This window comes from Rhizobium laguerreae, assembly GCF_019778565.1.
Taxonomy (GTDB): Bacteria; Pseudomonadota; Alphaproteobacteria; order Rhizobiales; family Rhizobiaceae; genus Rhizobium; species Rhizobium laguerreae.
On the sequence record NZ_JAAXQT010000002.1, the window covers coordinates 591,894 to 611,328 of the forward strand.

Sequence of the window (19,435 nt, forward strand, 5' to 3'; positions counted from 1 at the left end):
GGTCGCCAGTGCAGCGCGCCCCATCAGGAAACAGCAGAGGAGCATGACATGAAATTGGGTATCGACAGCATAAAGCTGCCCGAGGCAAAAAAGCGGGGGCCTCTGGCAAGCCTTGATCACGTCAAGGAGCTTGGGCTCGCAGGCATTTTCTTCAGTACGGCGCTGGACATGAGCCCCGATCTCGACACCGGCCTGCTGCGCGAGATCAGGGCGAAGGCCGACGACCTTGGCCTCTATCTCGAAAGCGGCATCGGCAAGATCAATCCCTATTGCAGCGCCGAGGAACCGGCGCTCCGGGCCGCCGGCGGCGGCGATATCATCGCCGGTTTCACGCGCATGATCGAGGCAAGTGCCGCAATCGGCTGCTATGAGCTCTGGGTCGCTCCGGGCAATTTCAAGAGCGAATATCGCGGCCGGCTGGCCAATGACCGCTTCCGCACCGACGTGACCTGGGAAGAGCAGTTGCTCGGGATCGAAAAGGTCCTCCGCAAGCTCGCGCCCGTCGCCCGCGCCAATGGCGCACACATGAACATTGAAACCCATGACGAGATCACCTCCTTCGAGATCCTGCGATTGATCGAGAAGGTCGGTGACGATTGTGTCGGCGTTGTCTTCGACACGGCCAACGGACTGCAGCGGGGCGAGCATCCGGTCTTCGCCGCCAAGCGCCTGGCTCCCCATATCCGCCAGACCCATATCAAGGATGCCTATGTCGGGCGCGCTCCAGGTGGACTCGATTTCCAGGCCAGACCTGTTGGCGGCGGCATCGTCGATTTCGCCACGATCCTTCCCATTCTTGCGGACGCCAACCCGGTTCTGAACCTGTCGCTGGAGGTTGCCCAGTCTGTCGCCGACAGGCCGCGCAAGGCTAATCCGCGCCAGTGCATCGAGATCGACGATCCTATCTGGCGCGCCGGCCACCCCGACCTGACGGCGGATGAGCTTGCGGCCTATATGGCGATGGTGGATGCCTATGAGAAACGGGTCGCCTCCGGGGCTGTTCTCGACTGGGAGGCCTATGAGAGCAGCCGCTACGGCTATCCGACCTATGAGGTGCAATCCTACGGTTTCGACGAGGCAATCGCTTTCATCCAGCAATCGGCTCGTCACGTCGAGACGGTTTGCGCCGAAAAGGGCATTGCCCTGTCGGTGCCGGAAAAGAAGCAGAAAGCGGCTTGAGTCCCGAGACGGTGCCGGAATTTTTCCGTCGCCACCGCCTATCGAAACGCTGGCGCCGGAACTATTTACGCAAAAACATTCTTATGGAAAAAATTATGGCGCTTGGATATTTGATGTTCGATCGAATCCACGCCGGGCCGCCAGAGGCAATTTGGAGACTGCAATGAGAAAGATGCGCCGCCAGAGTCCCAAAGCGATGGCAGCAGCCAATGGGCCGGTGGAAAGCACCGACACCAATGACGATGTCTCGGAACGCATTCGCGCCACGCTTGCCGCCGCCATCGGCGAAGGGGCGCTCAAGCCCGGCACCAAGATCCTGGAGGAAGCGATCGCCGAGCATTTCGGTGTCAGCCGAACGGTCGTGCGCGGCGCGCTCGGCGTGCTTGAAAGCGACCACCTGCTGGAGCGGAAGAGAAACCGCGGCACTTTCGTTGCCGAGCCGAGCGTCGAGCAGGCCAGGAGCCTTTTCGAGGCGCGCCGGAAGATCGAGGGCCTGCTGCTAGAACTGGTGATCGCCCGGGTCACGCCCGAGCAGCTGGATGCGCTGCAAAAGCTGACCGACGAAGAAGAGCACATCCACCACCATGGCGACGAAAAGTCGAAGACGGTTCTGTCCGGCAAGTTCCACATCGTGCTTGCCGAAATCGCCGGCAACCCGGTGCTGACCGAAGTGCTCGCCAAGATCGTTGCCCGGCTTTCGCTGGTCATGTCTTTGTACGAAGAGGACCGCAAGGACGACTGCGGCGCGGACCACCATCGCATGATCGTTGCCGCCCTGAAGGAGAAAAACCTCGCCAAGGCGCAACAGCTGATGGACCACCACCTCGCCGACATCGAGGGTCGCGTGCGCCTGACCGAAGGGCAGGGCGACCGGCACACATTCCTGGCGGTGCTGGAGAATTTTTCCTGATGGAGACCCGCGCATATCGGATGACGGCTTCCATCGCGCGGGTGTGGGGCTTTCCTGCCGCCTGAGGTTACGCTGTCATGTCATCTGGCCGCCATGCTTGCGACCAGATCGCTGAACCTCTCTCCCTGAATGCCGACATGTGTCCGCAGCAGGCGGCGGGCCTCATCTCCATTTCCGGCAAAGATCGCATCGACGATGGCGCAATGTTCTGAGAAGGACGTCGACAGGCGGTTGCGCACGCGCAGCTGGAGGCGGCGATAAGGCCGCAGGCGGCGGTGCAATTGCACGCATTGCTCCTCGAGGAATTCGCTTCGGCCGGCTGCGTAGATGGCCTTATGGAATTCCTCATTGTCATAATAATAGGCATCGCTGTCACCGGCCGCGGCTGATTGCTCGCAGCGGCTGTGGGTGGCCGTGATCGCTTCCCGGGAGGCCTTGTCCAGCCGTCGTGCGGCGAGCGACCCGGCCAGGCCCTCCAATTCGGCCATCACCTCGAACATCTCGTAGACGCGGTGCGGCCCCGGATCGATGACGATTGCGCCTCTGCGCGGTCGAATTTCGATGAGGCCGATCGCATCGAGCTGCATCAGCGCCTCGCGCACCGGCGTGCGGGAAACCCCGAAACGCGTCGCAAGAACCATTTCGTCGAGGCGCTCACCGGGGGAGAACTCGTTGGAAAGAATGGAATTTTCAATCTCATCGCGAAGCCATCGGCCGACATTCTCGGACATTCGTTTCAATTCCCTCATACATAAAAGCACTTATTGTATACACGATCATTGACCTCGTGTACGAAGAGTGGCATTCTACATACTACCGGTGAAACCCGACGATGGGAAGCAGCCGTCAAAAACGGTCCGCACCCAGCCGGCCGGTAGAAGAGAGGAGAATGGCATGTCTGAGGCTTCCTTCTTCACCGACATGCTGCAGAGCATCACGGATCGCGGACGCCAGCTTCTGTTTTCCGGCTCGCGCGCCACGCAGGTCGCAGCCAAGACCGATCTCCAGACACTCTGTGAAATGCTGCTGTCGAGCCGGGGCGAAGCCTCGGGCATGGCGCTTGCGGCCGAGATACTCGATCGCTGGGGCGCGCTTGAGAGCGAGGGCGCGCAGGCATTCCTTGATATGCTGCACGAGAAGTTCGGCCCCGACACGGCCAAGCTCGACCAGGCGATTGAAAATTACCGCACCGACAAAAGCTCTGCCGCGATTATCGCTCTCCACCAGGCAGCCGAGCCGCGGCGACAGGAGCTTCTGCGCCGATTGAATCACGCGCCGAACGGCACCGCCAAGCTTGTCCGGATGCGTGAGCAGCTGCTTGCTTCCAAAGACCAATCCGCAGGATATCACGCGCTTGACGCCGACTTCACCCATCTGTTCGGCTCCTGGTTCAATCGCGGCTTTCTCACGCTACGCCCTATCGACTGGTCGACGCCGGCCTACATCCTTGAAAAGATCATCAAATACGAGGCCGTGCACGAGATCGCCGGCTGGGAGGAGTTGCGCAGTCGTTTGGCACCGGCCGACCGTCGATGCTTTGCCTTCTTCCACCCCCGATTGGCCGACGAGCCGCTCGTGTTCGTCGAGGTGGCGCTCACACGATCCGTGCCCAGCGCGATCGGAGATGTGCTGGTCGAGGGCAGGGAGCAGATCAATGCCGACGAGGCGACGACGGCTGTCTTCTATTCGATCTCCAACTGCCAGGATGGCTTGCGTGGAATCTCGTTCGGCAACTTCCTGATCAAGCAGGTCGTGGAAGACCTGCGCAGAGACCTGCCCGGCCTGAAGAATTTCGTCACGCTGTCGCCCGTTCCAGGCTTTGCCCGTTGGCTTGCCAAAGCACGTGCCTCGGACGCCGACCGGTTGCTGCCGGAAGCGGTCCTCGAAAAACTGACGCTGCTGGATGATCCGAGCTGGCCTGACAACGAGAATACGGCGAGCGAAGTGGAGCGCGTGTTGCTGCCTCTTGCCGCGCGCTATTTCCTGACTGAACGGACGCCGGAGGGCCGCCCCATCGATCCTGTCGCCCGCTTCCATCTCGGCAACGGCGCTCGACTGGAAAGACTGAATGTTCTCGGCGACCGCTCGCCCAAGGCGATGCAGCAGGCCCATGGCCTGATGGTCAACTACCTCTACAAGCTCGACGATATCGTGGCCAACCACGAGGCCCTGGCGCAGCGCGGCGAAGTGATTGCCTCGCCGGCCGTCAAGAGCTTGCTCAACCAGAACGACGAAGGCCGCCGCGGCGGCAATGGCCAGCAAGGCTCCCGGCCATTCGCACAGATAATGAACTCAACGCTTGGAGGAGGGCGAAAGTGAGCAACCATCTTTTCGACGCCATGCGGGCCGCTGCGCCCGGTGACGCACCGTTCATCCGGATCGATAGCAAGCGCACATGGACCTATGATGACGCTTTCGCTCTTTCCGGCCGCATTGCCGGCGCGATGGACACGCTCGGCATTCGCCCCGGCGACCGGGTGGCGGTGCAAGTCGAGAAAAGTGCCGAGGCACTGATCCTCTATCTCGCCTGTCTTCGAACCGGCGCCGTCTATCTGCCGCTCAACACCGCCTATACGCTGGCTGAGCTCGATTACTTTATCGGCGATGCGGAGCCGCGTTTGGTGGTTGTTGCGTCGGCTGCGAGAGAGGGCGTGGAGAAAATTGCCAAGCCTCACGGCGCGATCGTTGAAACGCTCGATGCCGACGGCAGCGGCTCGTTGCTGGATCTCGCACGCGATGAGCCGGCCGACTTTGTCGATGCTTCGCGTTCCGCGGATGAGCTGGCCGCGATCCTCTACACGTCGGGAACGACCGGACGCTCCAAGGGGGCGATGCTCACGCATGGGAACCTGCTCTCGAACGCCCTGACCTTACGAGATTATTGGCGCGTCACCGCCGACGATCGGCTGATCCATGCCTTGCCGATCTTCCACACCCATGGGCTGTTCGTCGCCACCAACGTCACATTGCTCGCCGGCGCCTCGATGTTCCTGCTGTCGAAGTTCGATCCGGAGGAGATCCTGTCGCTGATGCCGCAGGCAACGATGATGATGGGCGTGCCGACCTTCTATGTGCGCCTCCTGCAAAGCCCGCGCCTCGACAGAGAGGCGGTCGCCAACATCCGCCTCTTCATTTCCGGTTCGGCTCCCCTGCTTGCCGAAACCCATACCGAATTCCAGGCCCGCACCGGTCACGCCATTCTCGAGCGCTACGGCATGACGGAAACCAATATGAATACGTCGAACCCCTATGAGGGCAAACGGATTGCCGGAACGGTCGGTTTCCCGCTGCCTGATGTGACAGTGCGCGTCACCGATCCCGCCACCGGGCTCGTGCTGGCGCCTGAAGAGACCGGCATGATCGAGATCAAGGGTCCGAACGTCTTCAAGGGCTATTGGCGCATGCCGGAAAAGACCGCCGCCGAATTCACCGCCGACGGCTTCTTCATCAGCGGCGATCTCGGCAAAATCGACCGGGAAGGTTATGTCCACATCGTCGGTCGCGGCAAGGATCTGGTGATTTCGGGTGGATACAACATCTATCCGAAAGAGGTCGAAGGCGAGATCGACCAGATCGAGGGTGTGGTCGAGAGCGCAGTTATTGGTGTGCCGCATCCCGATTTCGGAGAAGGCGTAACGGCCGTCGTCGTGTGCAAGCCCGGCGCCGTCCTCGATGAAAAGACCATCGTCAGCGCCCTCCAGGACCGTCTCGCCCGCTACAAACAACCCAAGCGCATCATCTTCGCCGACGACCTGCCGCGCAACACCATGGGTAAGGTTCAGAAAAACATCCTGCGGCAGCAATACTCCGATCTTTACACCAGGAGGTAAGGCGACGCGCCCTCTGGGAGGAGTGTGCGTCGACATCCAGCATCAATCTTGAACACAACAACTACGGCGCTGGAGGCGTCGGAGGGAGGGGAATCATGGGTATTGAACTATTGGCCATAGGCCTGCTGGTCGCCATGTTCATCATTGCGACGATCCAGCCGATCAACATGGGTGCGCTCGCCTTTGCCGGCGCCTTCGTGCTCGGCTCGATGATCATTGGGATGAAAACCAGCGATATTTTTGCCGGCTTTCCGAGTGATCTATTCCTGACACTCGTCGCCGTCACCTACCTCTTCGCCATAGCGCAGATCAACGGCACGATCGACTGGCTCGTCGAATGTGCCGTCCGCATGGTGCGCGGGCGGATCGGCTTGATTCCCTGGGTGATGTTCCTCGTCGCCGCCATCATTACCGGTTTCGGTGCACTTGGGCCTGCCGCGGTCGCCATTCTCGCACCCGTCGCGTTGAGTTTTGCCGTGCAGTACCGCATCCACCCGGTCATGATGGGCCTGATGGTGATCCACGGCGCGCAGGCCGGCGGCTTTTCGCCGATCAGCGTCTATGGCGGAATCACCAACCAGATCGTTGCGAAAGCCGGCCTGCCTTTCGCGCCGACCTCGCTGTTTCTCTCCAGCTTCTTCTTCAACCTGGCGATCGCAGTGCTGGTCTTCTTCGTTTTCGGCGGCGCAAAAGTGATGAAGCAAGATCCCGCGTCACTTGGTCCCTTGCCCGAACTCCATCCAGAGGGCGTATCGGAGTCGATCAGAGGTCACGGCGGCACGCCGGCAAAACCGATCAGGGAGCATGCCTATGGTACGGCGGCCGATACCGCGACGACCTTGCGCCTGAACAATGAGAGAATTACCACCTTGATCGGCCTGACGGCGCTCGGCATCGGCGCCCTGGTTTTCAAGTTCAACGTCGGCCTCGTCGCCATGACCGTCGCCGTCGCGCTGGCGCTCTTGTCACCGAAGACCCAGAAGGCGGCAATCGACAAGGTCAGCTGGTCGACCGTGCTGCTGATATCAGGCATCATCACCTATGTCGGCGTCATGGAGAAGGCCGGGACTGTCGACTACGTGGCGAACGGCATATCCAGTCTCGGCATGCCGCTGCTGGTGGCGCTCCTGCTTTGCTTTACCGGCGCCATCGTCTCGGCCTTTGCATCCTCGACCGCGCTGCTTGGCGCGATCATCCCGCTCGCCGTTCCATTCCTCCTGCAAGGACATGTCAGCGCCATTGGCGTGGTCGCGGCGATCGCGATCTCGACGACGATCGTCGATACCAGCCCGTTTTCCACCAATGGCGCGCTTGTCGTCGCCAACGCGCCGGACGACTGGCGAGAGCAGGTGCTGCGACAGTTGCTGATCTACAGCGCGCTGATCGCGATCATCGGCCCGGTCGTCGCCTGGTTGGTGTTCGTCGTGCCCGGGCTGGTGTGACGGCGGGCTGCCCTGGAATCATCGCTTTCCGCCGCAGGCCATGCCCGCGGCGGCCAGTGCATCCAGATCGAAGAGCACGCTTGTTCGAAACGGCCCGCGATGCTAGAAAATCGCATGGACAACACCCTGATCAGCACTTTCGTGATGATGATGCCGCGCTCATAGCGTGGCGGGTTTCGTGCGTCCAGAATGCACCAGCGACCGCCCTCGAGGCGGTCTTTTCATGGGTCGATCCGTCTCGCGGGCAATAACAGCCTTCGAAAGGAAACACCGATGAACAAGATCTACATCACCACCTCGATCCCCTATGTGAATGCCGCGCCGCATGTGGGCTTTGCCCTCGAACTGGTCCAGGCCGATGCCTATGCCCGCCATTTTCGCCTTCTCGGCCACGACGTCAGGTTCCAGTGCGGAACCGACGACAACAGCCTGAAGAATGTCCGGTCGGCGGAGGCCGCGGGAGTGCAGGTCACGGACTTCGTCAATGCGAATGCAGATAGGTTCGAGCGCCTTGGCGGCCTGCTCGATATCTCCAACGAGGAATTCGTCCGTACCTCCCGCGATCCAAGGCATATCGCCTGCGTCTATGCCTTGTGGAAGGCATGCGCTGAAAAGGGCGACCTTTATCGCAAGGCATATGAGGGTCTCTATTGCGTCGGCTGCGAGCAATTCTACGAGCCGTCGGAACTCGATGACGGGCGCTGCCCGGAACACGGCATTGCCCTTGATACCATCCGTGAGGAGAACTGGTTCTTCCGTCTCTCCAGATATGGCAACCGGCTGCTTGAGCTCGTCGAGACCGGCGAGCTTCGCATCGTTCCAGCCCATCGGCGCAACGAAATCCTTGCCCTGCTGCGGCGTGGCCTGACCGACATCAGCGTGTCGCGCAGTGCGGAGCGGGCGCGCGGCTGGGGCGTTCCCGTCCCGGATGGAGATGAGGTCGTCTATGTCTGGTTCGATGCCTTGGCGAACTATCTCACAGGTCTCGGCCACGGTTCCGATGAAACCCTGCTGCAGCACTATTGGAACGGCGGCGAACGCATCCACGTTGTCGGCAAGGGCATTTCCAAGTTCCACGCCATCTACTGGCCGGCCATCCTTTTGTCCGCAGGCCTGCCGCCGCCATCCTCGATCCTCGTGCACGGCTACGTCACTGTGGACGGCAGGAAGATCGGCAAGTCGGCCGGCAACGGCATCGATCCGGAAGGCATCATCCAATCCTATGGAACGCCGGATGCACTGCGCTATTACCTGCTCCGGCATATACGCTCGGCAGACGATGGCGACTTCTCGGCCGAGCGTCTCGAAGCCGCTTGGTCGGGAGAGCTCGCCGGGCAGCTCGGAAATCTCGCCAACCGGGTGCTTGCGCTTCTGTCCACGTCATTCGACGGAATCGTTCCGCCCGTGCCGGACAGCGCGTTCGTGGACGAGGCTGCCCGCCTTCCGGGGAAGGTGGCCCAGGCTTTCGATGCCTACGAGCTCCATGTCGGCCTCACTGAGATTTTTGCCTTTATCGGCGAGGCGAACAGGCGGTTTACAAAAGACGCGCCGTGGGCGGATGCGAAAGCCCTGCTTGCCGACCTCACACCGGAAGATCGGAAGGCGACCGCCGCTCGTCTCGGCGCTTGCCTGGCCGAGCAGGTCTACGGCCTTGCGGTCGTTGCCCGCTGCCTCCTCCCGTTCCTGCCAAGCGCGGCCGCAACGCTGCATTCCAGACTGGGAATACCATCTCCTCGCCTCTATCGGGTCCCCTTGATGGTGGACGGGGCGAAAGCCGCTCCGCAAGCCGTGCTCTTTCCGCAAAGAGCGGCAGCTTGAAGCAGCCCGAGATCCTCTGCGCTGCAACTGAAGCAGCGCAGAGTTCAAGCCTGTCTGGAGGCGGTAGGGAAGGGTATTCATCCTCGTCCGGATCGCACTGACAGCAAACATTCGCATGATCTGTAGGACCGCCTAAAACTCTGCTTTCGATCACATCGCAGCAGCCAAAATCCCAGTGTAGGTCAAGTGATGCAACAACTGATCGGCTCCGTGCGCGGCCCAGTAAGGACGGGTCGTCACGGCAGCCGGATGGCGGCGCGAGTGAACGGCCTTTAAGTGATCAATGGTGAAGTGAATTAGAAATTCGCCCAGCGCCAAGACCGCGATCGTCACGCCATCCAGCCCGAACAAAAACAATCCTGGAAGGGTGCCTGCGACGTGGATCGCTGCATGGATATAGCCGCCCGGATGGCGGATGTCGCCCTTGCCCTGCAGAATCCAGGTCGACTGCAAGAGATAGTCGGCGGCGAAATGCTTGACCTGCAGCCAGGCGAGTAGGCCAATAAGGGAAGATGCACTTTCCATGGTCCTTCCTCCCTCAAATTGGGGACGATTTCCGGTCCAGGGTAAAGATCGGCACCGGTTGCGATTTGCCGCGCACCACCGTCTCCCCCAGCGAGCGCGCATCGAGCCGCCTGTCGGCCCGTTCCCACGTCTCGCCACTCAACACGATTTCAACGCCTTTGTCTTTGGCGACGCCGACCAGGCGGCTTGCGAGGTTTACGGCATCGCCAATCGCCGTGTAGCTCAGGCGTTCGGCCGAGCCGATATTGCCGACGAGTGCCGTCCCGCTGTTGATGCCGATCCTGACTCGCACTGCGTCATGCTGGGGCGCGAGCGGCGGGATGGCATGCATCGCGTCACGGATCGCGGCCGCGGCACGGCAGGCACGCGACGCGTGATCGGGCTCGTCGTTCGGGGCATTCCAGATCGCCATCACAGCGTCGCGATAAATTTGTCGACCGTGCCGCCCTCGGCGTGGATCGCGGCGATGGAAAGCGCGAGGAAGCGCGAAACGCACATCGAGCGGCCTTCTCCATGTTCTCATCGATCAGTCGAAGGACGATTCGGTGAATGCGGTCCTTGCCCGCTGATGCAACAGCCCACGCTTGACGTGCCCCAGGATGTCATGAAATTTTCATATTCAGGCTATTTTCGAGAGCGAGAAAATAATCTACTATTTTAGTCAGGAAACAAGATTTCCTGAAACAAACGAAGGAGACTGATTGAGTATATTTCTTATGACTACCATGCTCATCGCAGGCTTTGTCCTGTTTGCCCTGATCACCGGGGCAGCACGAGGGCGCGCTGCCCAGACCACCGCAAACACCAAGCGCAGGTCGGGCAGTTCAGGAGGCTCGGGCGATGGAGGTGGAGGCTGGTTTGATGCCTCAAGCGACTGTGACGGCGGCGGCGGAGATGGTGGAGGAGGAGACTAAATCAAACTGAAATCGATAGAATGCCCGACCGCCTCAAGGCGGTTTTTTGTTGCCCGGATTCCGGCGCGGCGGTGCGCCCCGCTCAATCCAAGGGCATCACAAAGGTGAAGCGCGTCTCCTTGTCATCGGAACTGACCGTGATTGTCCCGCCATGGGCGCGGGCGATTTCCGACGCGATGTGCAGACCCAGCCCCAATCCTCTTTGACTTGTGCCGGCTTCACCTTTGAAGAAAGGTTGAAAAAGCCCTGTCATCGCCTCGGTGGAAATCGGAGCGCCGCCATTGGCGATCCAAAGCTCGAGCTTTCCGTCGACAGTTGCCGCCGATAGCCGCACCGGTTCGTCCGGCGCCCCATGTGTCAGGGCATTTCCCAGAAGATTGGACACCAGCTGGCCGATCCGGCCGCTGTCGCAGTTTATCGGCCCGTCGAATTCGATCGTCACCTCAATCGCCCGGTCGAGATGACTGAAGCGGAGTTCTTCGATGACCTGCCGCAGGAGCGGCTCGAGATGCTCGGCCCGCCTCTCGAGTGTGATGCCGCCACCCAATCGTCCGCGCGCGAAGTCGAGGACGTTGTCGATCAGGGCGGACATGCGAACGACGCTGCCCTGCATCAAGTCGAGAACTTTAATCGCGCGATCGGTCTGCTTCTCTTTTCGCAGAATGCGCGCAGCGGCTGAAATCGAGGCAAGCGGGTTGCGCAGGTCGTGGCCGAGAACAGCAATGAACTCTTCCCGCAACTCGGCGGTTTGCTGTTCGAAGGCAAGTTTGGCTTTGATCGTGGCGCCGGCAGCATCGGCCGCGGCGCGCGCCTCGACCAACTCCCGTTCATAACGGCGACGCTCGGCAGCCTGGAACATCGTCACCCGGGTGAAAAGCAGGGCGCCGTCTTCTGCACGTCTTTCCATGGCATTGGCGAGCACAGGCAGCTTTTTGCTGTCTACTGTGACGAGATCGAGGGCAACCTCGTTGAAAAACCCTTGCATGCGCAGCAAAGGCGCAAAATGGGTTTCGTAGAATATACGGCCCGAGGTATTGAGTAGGTCGTGAAGTCGTTTGCCGAGGAGCTGCTCGGCAGGGATGCCGATCCAGGTCGAAAGCGTTCTGTTGACCTTGACGATGCGCCCATCCGGCTGCAGCGAAAGATAGCCGCACGGCGCGTTTTCGTACAAGTCCTCAAGGTCTTCCGCCGGCATGGCGATCTGCGTGTCGGCACCGGTCATCGGACGAACCACCGGATTGCAGATATGACCTCGTCGGGAGCGCTGAGGTTAGGGCAGTGGCCACTCGCATTCAGCACCACCAATTGGCTGTTTGGGACCTGCTGATGGACGAATTCGCCGACCTCTTCGGAAGCGATGATGTCATCCCGGCACTGAAGGATCAGCGTTCTGGCGGTGACGCGCGGAAGATCGCTGCGATTGTCCGACGTGAATGTCACCCGTGCGAACGCCTTGGCGATCTCAGGATCGGTGCGGCAGAAGCTATTCGTCAGCTCTTCACCGAGTTCCGGTCGATCGGGATTGCCCATGATGGCGGGGGCCATGGCGGCAGACCATCCCATGTGGTTGTCGTCCAGCGACGTCAGCAGTTCGTCTATATCTGCCGCGCTGAAACCGCCGATATAGTCATCGTCGTTGATATAGCGCGGCGACGGCCCGACAAGGACCAGGCTTTCAAACAGTTCCGGTGCCTCCAGCGACGCGATGACGCCGATCATCGCGCTGACCGAGTGCCCGACGAAGACCGTTTGCGTCAACCCAAGTTCGCGGCAAATTTCCAAGAGGTCATCCGCATAACCGGACAATGAAGAATATTTTCGGGCATCGTAAGCCGCGAGATCGGATCGTCCTGCGCCGACATGATCGAACAGCACTGTCTTGAAGTCGCTTTCGAAGGTCGGCGCCACGAAGCGCCACATATTTTGGTCGCACCCGAATCCATGCGAAAAGATCATCGCACGCTGGCCATTGCCCCGGATTTGAACATGATTTCGATCGATGACGGTCATCTCGCCCTCTTTCCTCTCATAGCATATTCCGCCTGCCTTGGATTGAGGAAAGATCGGGGAGGCGACGGGTTCGATGGTCGTGTGACATGATATTCCAGAAGGCGACCGCCCTGCCGTTTGCGACATGCCTCAGTTCATCACTTTCTGCAGCTTGAAGAAGAATCGCCGCGGGTCGTGGTGCACGCACATCATCCCGGCAATCCCGTCATCGTCAATCCTGTGGAAGTAGTCCACGATCGGCTGTTTGTCGTAGACCATCGCAGCCGTTTCGACGCCGTCGAGAGCCTGAAGCTTCAATGAAGCTGTCGTGCCTCTGGCTCGAAGCATCTTCTGCAGATACGAGAACCAATGGCGGGCGACGAACGTCCGGCCAAAGGGCGCCATCTTGATCGCCAGCCGAACAGGGAAGAAACTTGGGTCGATCGGAACAAGCCGGCCCGGTCTCCACTTGAAGAGCAGGGCGTCCGCCCGCATGTCGGAGTGGAAGCGCTTGCCAAACCAGCTGAGATTTTCGAGCACGCCGTCCAGTGGATGACCCGACGGAATACCAACGCCGCTCCATAGGCCGACCATGTCCTTTGGCTGGATGGGCTCCAGCGACCGGAACCAGGTAGCCATCTCCTCCTGCTGGTCGCCTCGCATGGTTTCTCCTTCACGGATGTTCATTGCGACAAATGAAAAGAAGGGTTCGGAAGTTCCCGCATACAAGCCGGCCGGAAGCGACTTCTGGTGAAGGGCTTAAGTCTTCGAGCGCAACAGCCCCCGCCGGGGCTGTTGAGGCATTTCGCCAGAGAAGACCGGCCTATGCGTCAGGCGCGTGACGGCAACAGGGGATAGCCGACCATGACGGCGCGGCCAAGCAGCGCTGCGACGAAAGCCTTGATCACATCGCCGGGAATGAAGGCCATCGAGCCGACGAAGGCTTTCGTGAAGCCGAGGCCGGCGACGGTCGCCAGATAGGTGATGCCGAAGGCGTAGAGCACGACGATGCCGCCGACCATGGCGGTGAGGAAGAAGCTCACCGTCTGCACCAGGCCGGATTGCTGATGGTTGACCAACCGTTCGCTGAGATAGCCGGTGACGAAGGCGGCAAAGATCCAGCCGATCAGGAAGCCGGCCGTTGGCGACGCGAAGATCGCAAGCCCGCCGCGGCCGCCGGAAAGCACCGGCAGCCCGATGGCGACCAGCACCAGTACAATCAGCACGGCAATCGCGCCGCGCCGGGCGCCGAGCACGACGCCGGCCATCATGACGCCGAGGGATTGCGCAGTGATCGGCACCGGAATGAAGCCGAGCGAGATCGGCGGCAGCAGGCCGAGCGCCACGATGATTGCGGCAAAGAGGGCGGTAAGAACGAGGTCGCGAGTGCTCATCATCATGAATTCCGTGTTTATCAATCGTTAACTCACATGCCGCCGAATGCCGCGCGCGTCAATCGCCGCGGCGATATTATCCGCATCCCTGAGCGTCAGGATGATCAGCGGCGCAAGCAGCGTCGTCGGCCGGACCTTCAGCCCGCGTGCCCTATGCGCCTCGCGGATCGCCTGATAACGGCCGACGATCTCCGGCACGAAACGCAGCACCAGCCCAAGCGCCAGGCCGATATCGTCGGCCTGCACCCAGCCGGTGCGATCGAGCGGGCGGGCAAGCGCCGTTACCTCGTCGATGAACTCAGCGATCGACGTCGTCGCCGTCACGGTGGCGGCCAGAAGCATCAGCGCCGTCAGCCGCAGCAGGGGCACGAGTGCTTCCTGCCAGGGATTGAAGATGAGGTTGAAGAGTGCGACGACCGCGATCGTCAGGAAGATCGGCCGCAACCGCCTGAGACCATCCACAAACGGCAGGCCGATCATGCGGTAGAGAACCGCTGTCAGCAGCACGGCGATCGACAGCAGGACGAGGTTCCCGGTGATGAACAGCACGATGCCGAAGATCGTCAGCGACAACAGTTTTAGCCGCGGCGAGAGCCGGTGCATCACGCTGTTGCCTTCGACATAGAGCGACTGCATCAGGCGGCGATCTCCTTGTAGCGGGCGATCGCTTCGGCAGCCGGCGCATCGGCGGCAAGCCACCCCTCATGAAACAGCAGCACCCGCTCGAAATCGGCGATCAGGTCCAGATCATGGGTGATGATGATGGCACTTTCCGGCAGCCCGGCGATGATCTTCTCGACCAGCGCCCGGTTCTTGAGGTCGAGCTGGTTAGTCGGTTCGTCGAGGATCAGAATGCCTGGCCCCGTTGCCAGCACCGAGCAAAGGGCCGCCACCTGCAACTCGCCGCCGGAAAGCTCATGCGCGCGCCGATCGGCCAGCGCCTCGGCGCCGAAGCGGGCCAGCACGCCCTCGACCTTCGCCTCGATCTCCGCCTTGGTGAAGCCGCGCCGCTTCAGCCCGAAGGCGATGTCGTCCTTGACGATCGGCAGGATGATCTGGTTCTGCGGCGACTGGAAGATGAAACCGACACCGGGCACAGCAGTCTTCTCATCGCTCGTATCGCGACCGTTGACGGTGACGCGGCCGACCGACGGTTTGGCCAATCCATTGATCAGCCGGGCGAAGGTCGTCTTGCCCGAGCCGTTCAGCCCGATGACGCCGATGCGTTTTCCACTGATGTCAAGCGTCAGCGGCTGCAGCGCCACCCGTGCCCCGAAACTGACCCCGGCACCTTCGAAACGAATATCCAAACCAATCCCTCGCATCCATGCGATCCCGCTGCCGACGTTTTGCGGCCTGGTACGTCTTCGCCGCCTTGCCCCATGAGATCGCCGCCTGCCCCTCATCCGCCTGCCGGCACCTCTGCCTGGGTCGAGCCACGTGTCTCGACCCGTCCTTCGGACCCCCGCTCGCGGTGAGAAGGGGATATGCCGCACCGGCTTCCTTTACCCTCGACGCCGCGTTTGGCACGTCCCCTCTCCCCGCAGGCGGGGAGAGGGTTAGGGTGAGGGGCTGCCATCGGCGCAACCCAAACAGCAATGCTTCTATACGGGGAACCTGTGATGATGAAAGAGCAATCTCGCCCGCGATATTGGGTCGATATCGGGTGGCTAGGAAGATTTTCCGGATTATGATGTGGTCATGACGAATCTGCTTTCCAATTCCGACGCCCGCCGTGTCTTCCTTTCTAAACAGGGCCTCAGCGCCCCGCCGAACCGCGCCTTGACCAAGGCCGGCCTGTTGCAGCTCATCCATGAACTGGGTTTCGTCCAGGTGGACAGCATCCAAACGGTGGAGCGGGCCCATCATCAGATCCTGTTTTCCCGCAATCAGACCTACCGGCGCGAACATCTGAAGGCGCTGCTCGAAAAGGACGGCGCGCTGTTCGAGCACTGGACACATGATGCTTCCATCCTGCCGAGCGCCTTCTTCGTCTATTGGAAGCACAAGTTCCTTCATCAGGAAAGGGTGATCATCGAGCGCTGGCGCAAATGGCGCGGCGAAGGCTTCGAAGCGGCTTTCGAGGAGACCTATGAGCGCGTGCGGCGCGACGGCGCGATCCTCTCGCGCGACATCAAGGCCGACGGCCACGTTTCCGGCGGCTGGTGGAACTGGCATCCGAACAAGACGGCGCTCGAATATTTCTGGCACACCGGCAAGCTCGCCATCGCCGGCCGCTCGAACTTCCAGAAGATCTATGATCTCACCGAGCGGGTCATTCCGGCCGAATTCCGCGAGCCGGAGGTGAGTCGCGAAGAATTCGTCGACTGGGCCTGCCGCAGCGCGCTTGCCCGCCTCGGCTTTGCTACCCATGGCGAGATCGCTGCCTTTTGGAACCTCGTCTCGCCCGATGAGGCCAAGGCGTGGGTATCAGCCCATCGCGAGGAGCTGACCGAAGTGTTGATCGAACCAGCGCTCGACGGCAAGGCGCGACCCTCCTGGGCCTTTGCCGATTTCCCGTCGACGCTCGACAGCTATCCCGATGCTCCGCCCCGCATCCGCGTGCTCAGCCCCTTCGACCCGATGATCCGCGACCGCAATCGCACCGAACGCCTGTTCGGCTTCTTCTACCGCATCGAAGTCTTCGTGCCCGAGCCGAAGCGCGAATATGGCTATTACGTCTTCCCGCTGCTCGAAGGCGACCGTCTTATCGGCCGCATCGACATGAAGGCGGATCGGAAGAAATCGACGCTCGATGTCAAGCGGCTCTGGCTGGAGCCCGGCGTGAAACCGTCGGCTGGGCGGCTGGAGCGGCTGGAGGCGGAGCTTGACCGGCTGGCGCGGTTTGCGGGTGTGGAGAAGGTCGTGTTTCTGGAGGGGTGGAGGGGGTAGTCGAACTTCGTCCGATATATCCTGCTCCTACCCAAGAGAAGGGACCGAGACGTTGCCACGTATCCCTTCTCCCCAGTGGGGAGAAGATGCCGGCAGGCAGATGAGGGGGTGAGCGGCAAAGCCGCGAATGCGCTGAGCGCAAGCGAAGGGCAGCATGAAGGATGTGCCGTGTGGCCCCTCATCTGTCCTTCGGACATCTTCTCCCCGCTGGGGAGAAGAGGAGGAGCCCTCAGCAAATTTCCGTTGTGCTGATCTTGATGCCGAAACCTTCGAGGCCGACATAGTGGCGCTCGCGGCTGGTGAGCAGCTTGATCGAGCTCACCCCAAGGTCCTTGAGGATCTGGGCGCCGAGGCCGATTTCCAGCCATTCGCTGTCGCGGGTCTGGGCTTCGGCATGGGCTTCGCGGCCCTGGTTGCGGGCCTTGCGGCCATTGTCGGTATGGCCGACGCCGACGGAGCCTTCGCGCAGATAGACGATGACGCCGCGGCCCTGCTCGGCAATCTTCTGCATGTAAAAATCGACCGGGCTGTTCTTGCCGAACAGATCCTCGGCGACATTCTCCGGATGCAGGCGCACCGGAATGTCGACGCCGTCGCGGATGTCGCCGAAGACGACGGCGAGATGCTGCATCGGATCCCAGGGCAGGGAATAGGTATGGGCCTTGGCCTTGCCGAACGGCGTCTCGATGTCGAAGCTGGTGCCGAGTTCGATCAGCGTTTCCTTGCGCTGGCGATAGGCGATGAGATCGGCGACGGAGACGAGCTTTAGCCCGTGCTGTTCGGCAAAGTCAACCACCTGCGGCCCGCGCGTCACGGTGCCGTCATCATTGACCAGCTCGGAGATGACGCCGATCAGCGGCAGGCCGGCAAGCTTGCAGAGGTCGACGGCGGCTTCCGTATGGCCGGAGCGCATCAGCACGCCGCCTTCGCGGGAAACCAGCGGGAAGATATGGCCGGGACGGACGAAATCGGAGGCGCCGACATTCGGATTGGCGAGATTGCGCACCGTCAGCGTCCGGTCGTCGGCGGAGATGCCGGTTGTCGTGCCGTGCTTGAAATCGACCGATACGGTGAAGGCCGTCGTATGAGCCGAATCGTTTTCCGCCACCATGGCGTTGAGGTTGAGGCGCTTGGCCTCTTCCTTCGGCATCGGCGCACAAACGATGCCGGAGGTGTGGCGGACGATGAAGGCCATCTTCTCCGGCGTGCAATGCACGGCGGCGACGATCAGGTCGCCTTCGTTCTCGCGGTCGTTGTCGTCCATGACGACGACGATCTCGCCGGCCTCGAAGGCCCGGATGGCGTCGACGACGCGCTTCTGGTCATAAGACATGGGGCGAGGGCTCCTATTTCAGACGGCCGGTCTGGCCGCGGTCGCGAAGATAATGGTCGGCGATCGCGCAGGCGACCATCGCCTCGCCGATCGGCACGGCGCGGATGCCGACGCAGGGGTCGTGCCGGCCCTTGGTACGGATATCGACGTTCTTGCCCTCCGCATCGATCGACTGGCGCTCGGTCAGGATCGAGGAGGTAGGCTTGACGGCAAAACGCGCCACCACCGGCTGCCCGGTGGAGATGCCGCCGAGAATACCGCCGGCATTGTTGGAAAGGAAGATCGGCGTACCGTCATTGCCCATGCGCATCTCGTCGGCATTGTCTTCGCCTGAGGTTTCGGCGGCGGCAAAACCATTGCCGATCTCGACGCCCTTGACGGCGTTGATCGACATCAGCAGCGAGGCGATATCCTGGTCGAGCTTGGCATAGATCGGCGCGCCGAGGCCGGCCGGCACACCTTCGGCGATCACTTCGATGACCGCGCCGATCGAGGAGCCGTTCTTGCGGATGCCGTCGAGATATTCCTCCCAGACCGGGACGATCGCGGCATCGGGCGAGAAGAACGGGTTCTGCCCGACCTGGTCCCAGTCCCAGTTGCGGCGGTCGATCTTGTGTTTGCCGATCTGCACCAGCGCGCCGCGCACGGTGACGCCGGGCACGACAAGGCGGGCGATGCCGCCGGCGGCAACCCGGGCGGCAGTCTCGCGCGCCGAGGAGCGGCCGCCGCCGCGATAGTCGCGAATGCCGTATTTGAGGTCATAGGTATAATCGGCATGGCCGGGGCGGTATTGCCGGGCAATCTCGCCGTAATCCTTGGAGCGCTGGTCGGTGTTTTCGATCAGCATCGAGATCGGCGTGCCGGTGGTCGTCATCGTCTCGCCGTCGGCGTCCAGCATGACGCCTGATAGTACCTTCACCAGATCGTCCTCGCGCCGCTGCGTCACGAAGCGGGATTGCCCGGGCTTGCGCTTGTCGAGCCAGACCTGCAGGTCCTCGAGCTTGAAGCTGAGCCCCGGAGGGCAGCCGTCGACGACGCAGCCGAGCGCCGGACCATGGCTTTCGCCCCAGGTGGTTACGCGGAAAAGGTGACCGAATGTATTGTGCGACATGTGTTCCCACGGTGGCGCGCCAAAGCCGGCCGCGCCATTGCTTGAAAAGGCGCGACACTCATAGGCCAAAAAGCCGCCGAGGCAAAAGCCTTTCTTTG

General features: G+C 61.4%; 17 protein-coding genes and 1 pseudogene. 7 read left to right on the plus strand and 11 right to left on the minus strand.

Annotation, left to right across the window (positions count from 1 at the left end; genetic code table 11):
- The first annotated feature begins 48 nt into the window (after positions 1 to 48).
- Both HFO71_RS09705 and HFO71_RS09710 read left to right on the plus strand, forming a co-directional pair.
- A complete protein-coding gene (locus HFO71_RS09705) occupies positions 49 to 1,179 on the plus strand; it encodes a sugar phosphate isomerase/epimerase family protein (protein ID WP_131642456.1) in 1,131 nt (376 codons plus the stop codon).
- A gap of 163 nt (positions 1,180 to 1,342) precedes the next feature.
- Positions 1,343 to 2,089 (plus strand): GntR family transcriptional regulator, encoded by a 747-nt coding sequence (locus HFO71_RS09710; RefSeq protein WP_131642457.1) that lies wholly within the window; start codon positions 1,343 to 1,345, stop codon positions 2,087 to 2,089.
- 80 nt (positions 2,090 to 2,169) lie between these two features.
- Here the strand turns inward: HFO71_RS09710 and HFO71_RS09715 are convergent, their stop codons facing one another.
- Positions 2,170 to 2,820 (minus strand): GntR family transcriptional regulator, encoded by a 651-nt coding sequence (locus HFO71_RS09715; protein ID WP_077976558.1) that lies wholly within the window; start codon positions 2,818 to 2,820, stop codon positions 2,170 to 2,172.
- A 163-nt stretch (positions 2,821 to 2,983) separates the two neighbouring features.
- Here HFO71_RS09715 and HFO71_RS09720 point away from each other — a divergent pair, with 163 nt between their 5' ends.
- The 4 genes from HFO71_RS09720 (at position 2,984) to HFO71_RS09735 (ending at position 9,179) form a co-directional block, all read left to right on the plus strand.
- Positions 2,984 to 4,408, plus strand: a complete 1,425-nt coding sequence (locus HFO71_RS09720) for a malonyl-CoA decarboxylase (RefSeq protein ID WP_221969672.1) — start codon at positions 2,984 to 2,986, stop codon at positions 4,406 to 4,408.
- A complete protein-coding gene (locus tag HFO71_RS09725; protein WP_221987922.1) occupies positions 4,405 to 5,919 on the plus strand; it encodes a malonate--CoA ligase in 1,515 nt (504 codons plus the stop codon). The genes HFO71_RS09720 and HFO71_RS09725 overlap by 4 nt, the downstream gene beginning before the upstream one ends.
- Before the next feature lie 95 nt (positions 5,920 to 6,014).
- Positions 6,015 to 7,361, plus strand: a complete 1,347-nt coding sequence (locus HFO71_RS09730; RefSeq protein WP_077976555.1) for an SLC13 family permease — start codon at positions 6,015 to 6,017, stop codon at positions 7,359 to 7,361.
- 273 nt (positions 7,362 to 7,634) lie between these two features.
- Complete coding sequence (locus HFO71_RS09735) at positions 7,635 to 9,179, plus strand: methionine--tRNA ligase (RefSeq protein ID WP_077976554.1); 1,545 nt, start codon at positions 7,635 to 7,637, stop codon at positions 9,177 to 9,179.
- A gap of 150 nt (positions 9,180 to 9,329) precedes the next feature.
- On the opposite strand, the gene HFO71_RS09740 is transcribed toward HFO71_RS09735, so the two are convergent.
- The 8 genes and pseudogenes from HFO71_RS09740 to HFO71_RS09775 all read right to left on the minus strand — a co-directional run bounded on the left by HFO71_RS09740 (position 9,330) and on the right by HFO71_RS09775 (position 15,311).
- Positions 9,330 to 9,704: a DUF3307 domain-containing protein gene (locus HFO71_RS09740; RefSeq protein ID WP_077976553.1), complete on the minus strand. Its 375-nt coding sequence runs from the start codon at positions 9,702 to 9,704 to the stop codon at positions 9,330 to 9,332.
- 13 nt (positions 9,705 to 9,717) lie between these two features.
- A pseudogene (locus tag HFO71_RS09745) lies at positions 9,718 to 10,193 on the minus strand (adenylate/guanylate cyclase domain-containing protein); the annotation flags it as partial.
- 507 nt (positions 10,194 to 10,700) lie between these two features.
- Complete coding sequence (locus HFO71_RS09750; RefSeq protein WP_077976551.1) at positions 10,701 to 11,840, minus strand: PAS domain-containing sensor histidine kinase; 1,140 nt, start codon at positions 11,838 to 11,840, stop codon at positions 10,701 to 10,703.
- Complete coding sequence (locus tag HFO71_RS09755; protein ID WP_077976550.1) at positions 11,837 to 12,628, minus strand: alpha/beta fold hydrolase; 792 nt, start codon at positions 12,626 to 12,628, stop codon at positions 11,837 to 11,839. The genes HFO71_RS09750 and HFO71_RS09755 overlap by 4 nt, the downstream gene beginning before the upstream one ends.
- Before the next feature lie 129 nt (positions 12,629 to 12,757).
- On the minus strand, positions 12,758 to 13,294 hold the full coding sequence (locus tag HFO71_RS09760) for a GXWXG domain-containing protein (protein WP_077976549.1): 537 nt from the start codon (positions 13,292 to 13,294) through the stop codon (positions 12,758 to 12,760).
- 143 nt (positions 13,295 to 13,437) lie between these two features.
- A complete protein-coding gene (locus HFO71_RS09765) occupies positions 13,438 to 14,001 on the minus strand; it encodes a biotin transporter BioY (protein ID WP_062943922.1) in 564 nt (187 codons plus the stop codon).
- 27 nt (positions 14,002 to 14,028) lie between these two features.
- Positions 14,029 to 14,637, minus strand: coding sequence for an energy-coupling factor transporter transmembrane component T family protein (locus tag HFO71_RS09770; protein ID WP_077976548.1), 609 nt, complete (start codon positions 14,635 to 14,637; stop codon positions 14,029 to 14,031).
- The gene (locus HFO71_RS09775; RefSeq protein ID WP_077976547.1) at positions 14,637 to 15,311 is read right to left on the minus strand and encodes an energy-coupling factor ABC transporter ATP-binding protein; all 675 of its coding nucleotides are present in this window, start codon (positions 15,309 to 15,311) and stop codon (positions 14,637 to 14,639) included. The genes HFO71_RS09770 and HFO71_RS09775 overlap by 1 nt, the downstream gene beginning before the upstream one ends.
- A 391-nt stretch (positions 15,312 to 15,702) precedes the next feature.
- Here HFO71_RS09775 and HFO71_RS09780 point away from each other — a divergent pair, with 391 nt between their 5' ends.
- Positions 15,703 to 16,893 carry a winged helix-turn-helix domain-containing protein gene (locus HFO71_RS09780; RefSeq protein ID WP_077976546.1) on the plus strand — a complete coding sequence of 397 codons (1,191 nt, stop codon included), beginning with the start codon at positions 15,703 to 15,705 and terminating at the stop codon, positions 16,891 to 16,893.
- A 229-nt stretch (positions 16,894 to 17,122) separates the two neighbouring features.
- Here the strand turns inward: HFO71_RS09780 and ribB are convergent, their stop codons facing one another.
- On the minus strand, positions 17,123 to 18,226 hold the full coding sequence (gene ribB / locus HFO71_RS09785) for a 3,4-dihydroxy-2-butanone-4-phosphate synthase (protein WP_020048761.1): 1,104 nt from the start codon (positions 18,224 to 18,226) through the stop codon (positions 17,123 to 17,125).
- A 13-nt stretch (positions 18,227 to 18,239) separates the two neighbouring features.
- Complete coding sequence (aroC, locus tag HFO71_RS09790; protein ID WP_029872693.1) at positions 18,240 to 19,337, minus strand: chorismate synthase; 1,098 nt, start codon at positions 19,335 to 19,337, stop codon at positions 18,240 to 18,242.
- Positions 19,338 to 19,435: the final 98 nt, after the last annotated feature.